This is a genomic window from Desulfobaculum sp. (assembly GCF_054921475.1).
The window spans coordinates 1-5494 of sequence record NZ_JBUDSW010000239.1 but is presented as its reverse complement, the minus strand read 5'-3'; the positions used below and the strand labels follow the sequence as shown (position 1 = coordinate 5494).

Below are 5494 nucleotides of genomic sequence, written 5' to 3'. Positions count from 1 at the left end.
CGCGGGCGGCCTCGATGGCGGCATTGAGGGCCAGCAGGTTGGTCTGGTCCGCAATGTCGGTGATAACGCCCATGATGTTGCCGATGGACTGCGCCTGATCCTGCAACTGGGTCATGCTGGTCTTCAGGGCTTCGGTCTGCGTCTGTGTGGCGTTCATGGCCTTCATGGAATGCTGGACCACGTCCTGACCGTTGAGCGCGCGGTTCAGGGCTTCGCGGCTGGCATCCGCCGCCATGGAGGCGTTTCGGGCCACTTCCAGCACGGTGGCGTTCATCTCTTCCATGGCCGTGGCCGTGGTGCTGATGCGCTCCTGCTGGGTCATGGTGCCGTTGTTGATTTCCTCGGACATGGCGGAAATCTGCGCCGTGGCGGAAGCAAGGCGGCCCACGATGTCCTCCAGCTTGGTGGCGGCCATGAGCATGCCCTCGCTGCGGGCGCGCTTGGCGGTTTCCAGCGCGGCGTTGGCTTCTTCCGTTGCGGCCTCGGCCTGGCGGGCCTTGTCTTCGGCGTCGCGGGTTTTGGCCTCAATGTCCGCCATGTTCTGCTTTAACGTGCGGGACATGATGAGCAGCGCCTCTTCCAGCTTGGCGGCCTCGTCAGTGCCCTGCGGCTCAAGGGAGACATCCAGCTGGCCTTCGGCGATGGACTCCGCGGCCTCTGTCGCGCCGTTGATGGGGCGCACAATGCTGCGGATGATGGCAATACAGCCCACAACCACGATGAGCAGCAGCACACCAAGGGTGATGAGCATGCGCGTAAACTGCGTAAGGGCTTCATCGTGCAGGGCGTTTGCCACCTGCTTTCCTTCGGCCTGCACATTATCAACGTACACGCCCGTGCCCAGCCACAGGCTGGTCCCCGGAATCATCTCGGCGTACGCCAGCTTGGGCTGCAGGCCCATGCCCGGCTTCACAAAGTCATATTCCACAAACCCGCCGCCAGCATGGGCCTGCTTGGCAAGCTCGCGGACGTAGTAGATGCCGTTTTCATCCTTAGCGCCGGACAGGTCGTTCCCCTCAACGGACGTCTTGGCCGGAACGGAAAACGGCACCGTTCCTTTGTAGGCGAAATAGTATCCGGATTCGTCATCTTCAAAGCGGATGTCATTGGTCATCTCGCGGATGGCGTCCATCTTTTGCTGCTCCGTATCAAGTCCCCGGACGGCGTCAGCAAGCGTCAGTGCCATAGAATGTGTTGAGATGCGAATCTTGTCCTTGTGCCCTTTGAGCATCTTTTCCTGAACCGTGGTGACAGAGATACTCTCGAGCTGGGCGGAGATAGCGTAAAAGCTGACTATCGCCCCCGCAAAGAGCAGCACCATGACCCCCAAAACGAAAAAAATGCGGAAGCCAATGGATAACCTGCGAAGCATAAAGGATCCTCCTCATGTTACGGCCTTTAACCCGCGCCGCATGATGTCAGGCGGACGACACGGCAAAAGCACCGTACGATTGAACAAATGCTCACATAAGTTGTACTGCGAGCATGGCTGAAATATCGGCCAATTACAGAATTCCTTTACTCTCCCCCTGCGGAATCCTGTCAATTCCTTTAGCAGACAAGGGGAAGGATAAGCACGAACAAAATGCCGAAGTTCCTCGGAAAAGTGCGGGCAACGGCGCAAAAAACGGGAAGAAAATCTCCCGACAAACCATATCGTTATAGAATTATAGCATGCGCAACTGTGGCGCTGAAAAGAATTTCTACGCAGTGCAGTTCTCCACTCTTTGAGCCCAAAAAAAGGACCGCACCGGCTAAACGGGTGCGGTCCTCAAATGCTTCATGACGAAGCGAAGTGTGCAAGTTACGCAGCGGGCGCCTTGGCGCGGGCCTTGGCCCACGCCGTCATGCCCCCGGCAAGGGATTTGACGTTGGTGTAGCCATGCGCGCTCATATACGAGCCAGCAATGTTGGAGCGGTAGCCCGTGCCGCAGTAGACCACCACCTCTTCGGAGGTCGGCAGCGTGCAGCAGGCGTCCAGAATCTCGGTAAAGGGCATGTGCGTTGCGCCTTCAAGGTGTCCGCCGTCCCATTCCGCCGGAGTGCGAACGTCCAGCAAAACCGGCGGCGTGCCGGATTCCAGACGCTGGGACAGCTCGTGCGCCGAAACCTGCTCCAGACTCTCCACCGGCTTGCCCGCGTAAATCCACGTCTGCATGCCGCCGGACAGGTAGCCGATGATGTTGTCGTAGCCGATGCGGTGGAGCTCCGTGCGCATGGCGTCGTAGGCCGCTCTGTCCTGCACCACAAGGAGCAGCTCGGACTCCGGCGCAATGACCATGCCCACCCAGTTGGCAAGCTGCTTCTCAAAGCCGATGTTCACCGCGCCGGGGATGTGGCACCCGCCAAAGGCCGCGCCGTCGCGCGTATCGATAATGGTTGCTCCGCGCTCCATGGCGGCCTCAAAGTCGGCCACGGTCAAGGCGCGCTCCATGGGGCACCGGTCCAGCAGCGGCGCGCCGGACGCGTTGGTGGAGATGATGTACTTAAAGCTCTTGGGCCGCGTGGGGAAATCCGCCCCCATCACCTCGGCAAAGGCATCAAAGGAGCCGTACTGCAAGCGCGGATTATGCCCACGCTCAAAGCCAAGGGTGGAGTGCGGCTTGGCGCTCATCCCCTTGCCACACAGCGAGCCTTCGCCATGCGCGGGGTACACTTCCAGATAATCCGGCAGCTTGCCCAACTTTTCATACAGCGAGGTATACAGGTTGTGCACCTGCTCCTGCAATTCTTCCTTGCCGGCAAGGTCCGGACGCCCCACATCACCCACAAACAGCAGGTCGCCGGTAAGAATCATCATCGGCTCTTCTGCGCGGGCACGGTCCGTGACCACGAGGGAAATGGAATGCGGCGTGTGACCGGGAGTGTGGAGCACTTCCAGCTTGGCGTTGCCCGCCGTGAGGGTGTGGCCTTCCGGCAGGGGCGTGAAGGAGAAGGTGGCGGGCGTTTCGGGATGCATGCAAATGGGCGCGCCAGTGCGCGACGCCAGCTCATGCGCGCCGGAAACGTGGTCCGCGTGGACGTGGGTGTCGATGATATGCGTGACCCGCATGCCTTCGTCGCGGGCAATGTCCAGATAGTCCTGAATATCGCGCTTGGGGTCGACGACAATCATCTCACCGGCCTGGGGGCAACCAAGAACGTAGGACAGGCACCCAAGGCCATTGACTTGAATCTGCTTAAAATACATGGGCTTTCCTCCATTTTTCCAATGCTTTTGGAGCGGCGCAGAGTGCGCCACATGGTTGACCGCGCCGCGCCCAATCTTCTGCACGAACCTTCCCAAGTTCCCGCATACTCACGATATACTGCGCAACGCGTCGCGAAAGCCTCATTCGCTCCTCGGCATTCTTTGTCCTAAAATTTCGTACGGTTGTCTAGCCCTTGCCGCATATTCTTTTGCGGAGCGGCCAGCTAGGTCGGCGCGCTCCGCGTCCGGTGGGGGCACCCGCAGGCGGCGTTACATGGCGCATGGCGCGCTGCGCTGCCTGTCGCGATAGGCGCGGCCCACAGCGTCGATGTAGTCCTGCGTCATGGACGAAGTGCCATGTTTTTGCTCATCCTTCACCTTTTGGGCGTGGACCTCCACAAAGGACTGCATATCCACATTAATGACCTCCGTCGTGGTGAAGGCGTACCCGCACCGCTTGCACCGGCGCAGGCGCGACACGGTGCGCACATCATCAAAAGACCGCAAAACCGACGACTCACCGGCGCATTTGGGACAATACAGCATAGCTTTCTCCATTTTCCTTGCATGATGGCAGACTGGCGCGGCCTCCGGCAGGTCCGTCCTCCGGTCCGCGTTCTGTCTGTCTATACGGTCACGCCAAGGGAAAATGGCACATGTGCCATATGCCATAAATTATTCGTCTTTTTTCTCGGCGGCCTGCCGCCTGCGCCGGGGCGTATCAAAAACGGCGAGTACCACGGGTAGCACCACAAGGGTCAAAAACGCGGCTTCGTACACAAGCTCCTGCATGGGCATGCCGTACCACCAATGCACCACATACGCGCATCCCGCATAGACTAAAGGCGCAAGCACCACAGTCTGCACAACCTTTCGCATCGCGCCCTCCTCTGCTCATTATGGAATATACGGCAAGCTCCGCGCCACCGTTACGCCTCCCGCACCAGCCAACGCCACTTAACGGGCCACACCCGCCGCGCCCTCTCCGGGCGCTCTTACGCTTTCTACGCCGCCGTCACGCAGGGCGGACACAACCGCCCGCGCAATGGCGCGGGCCTTGGCCTGCTGGCCTGCGGCTGTCATATGCGCAAGGTCGGTATACAGGTCATTCTGCCCGGTGAGGTCTTGGGCAAGGTCAAGAAGCGTCACCTCCGGCACACTCGCCGCCACGCGGCGCGCCACGGCATTGGCCGCATCAATGGCCGGAGCCTCCTCCGCATACCGGACCTGCGCGGATGTGGAGCGGGGCTGCGTCACCACCACCAGCCGCGCCCCGTTTGCCCGTACCAGCGCGGCCAGCGTGCGCAGTGCACGCTCAAAGGGCCGCCAACGCCCCGGGCGGTCAATCAGGGTCATGTCCCGCTCACGCGGCTGATAAATGGCATGCCACAGGTTCATCCAGTCCGGCGCCCCAACGCGCCACACGCCAAGGCGCGCCAACACGCTTATCCGCAGCAGAGGGCGCAAACTCGCCGGAGGACGCGCCGGAGCGTAGGCCTTGTACGCATGGCTATAATCCGGGCGCATGGTGCGGGTGTTAACTACGGCCTCAATCTCATTCCAGCCATGGTGGAACACCACAACATCCGGCGCGAAGGCCTGCCCGTTCAGCATATAGTTCACGACGGAGTGCAGGCTGGTCCAGTAGCCTGTGCCAAAGTTCAGCACCTCGTACCGCGTCTCACCGGGCGCGGCGTTCAGGATGTCTTCCAGCGCACGGGGGTACCCCGTGGCCGTGGTGGAACCGCCAAGACACGCCACGCGCACAGTGCCCTGCGGCTTAACCAACGACCATTGCGGCCCAATGAACCCATACGAATTGAACGGCACCCCGCGGCTCAGCACCTCTGCGTCGGGATAATACACCCGCCCGCTGCGCCCGCGAAAATGCGTCAGCGCCTGCCCCTTAAATAGCGCCCCCGACGCGTCAAGGGAGCGGGCGATGCGTTCACACGGCGCGGCAAGCTCGGGCACGGAGCGCACCACCGTCCGCGCGCCAAGCTCCGCCCACAGCAAAGCCATCACTCCCAAAACCACCGCCACCGTCCGTGGCATCCGCGCCCCGCGCCACCAGAGCGCCGCGCCCACAACGATGAACGCCGGGCCAAGGGCGCCCGCCACGCCTAGCACAGCAAGCTCGGATTCGCCGGGGACCATAAATACCGCCGCAAAGACCGGCGGCAGGCACGCCGCGCCACTTACGACGCACAGCGCCGCCACCAGCCGCGCCGCCGCCCTCGCCCCGCGCTCTTCACGCCAAGGTGCACCCGGCTGCGCACCATGGCGCGCGGTGCTGTCGCCCCC

5 protein-coding genes are annotated in these 5494 nt (G+C 61.7%); all 5 read right to left on the bottom strand.

Annotated features, from left to right (window positions below; genetic code table 11):
• The coding region (locus tag ACY69P_RS13565; protein ID WP_462327859.1) for a methyl-accepting chemotaxis protein at positions 1-1372 on the bottom strand (1372 nt) is incomplete at its 3' end.
• Between the two features lie 432 nt (positions 1373-1804).
• The gene (locus ACY69P_RS13560) at positions 1805-3190 is read right to left on the bottom strand and encodes an MBL fold metallo-hydrolase (protein WP_462327858.1); all 1386 of its coding nucleotides are present in this window, start codon (positions 3188-3190) and stop codon (positions 1805-1807) included.
• Positions 3191-3460: 270 nt separating this feature from the next.
• On the bottom strand, positions 3461-3736 hold the full coding sequence (locus ACY69P_RS13555; RefSeq protein WP_459899996.1) for a hypothetical protein: 276 nt from the start codon (positions 3734-3736) through the stop codon (positions 3461-3463).
• Positions 3737-3865: 129 nt separating this feature from the next.
• Positions 3866-4069: a hypothetical protein gene (locus tag ACY69P_RS13550; RefSeq protein WP_462327857.1), complete on the bottom strand. Its 204-nt coding sequence runs from the start codon at positions 4067-4069 to the stop codon at positions 3866-3868.
• A gap of 78 nt (positions 4070-4147) precedes the next feature.
• On the bottom strand, positions 4148-5494 hold a 1347-nt coding region (locus ACY69P_RS13545), incomplete at its 5' end, for an SGNH/GDSL hydrolase family protein (RefSeq protein ID WP_462327856.1).

Excerpts from the sequence above, each read along its gene's own strand:
- ACY69P_RS13550 (WP_462327857.1), bottom strand. The coding sequence starts at position 4,069 with ATGCGAAAGGTTGTGCAGACTGTGGTGCTTGCGCCTTTAGTCTATGCG.
- ACY69P_RS13555 (WP_459899996.1), bottom strand. The coding sequence starts at position 3,736 with ATGCTGTATTGTCCCAAATGCGCCGGTGAGTCGTCGGTTTTGCGGTCT.
- ACY69P_RS13560 (WP_462327858.1), bottom strand. The coding sequence starts at position 3,190 with ATGTATTTTAAGCAGATTCAAGTCAATGGCCTTGGGTGCCTGTCCTAC.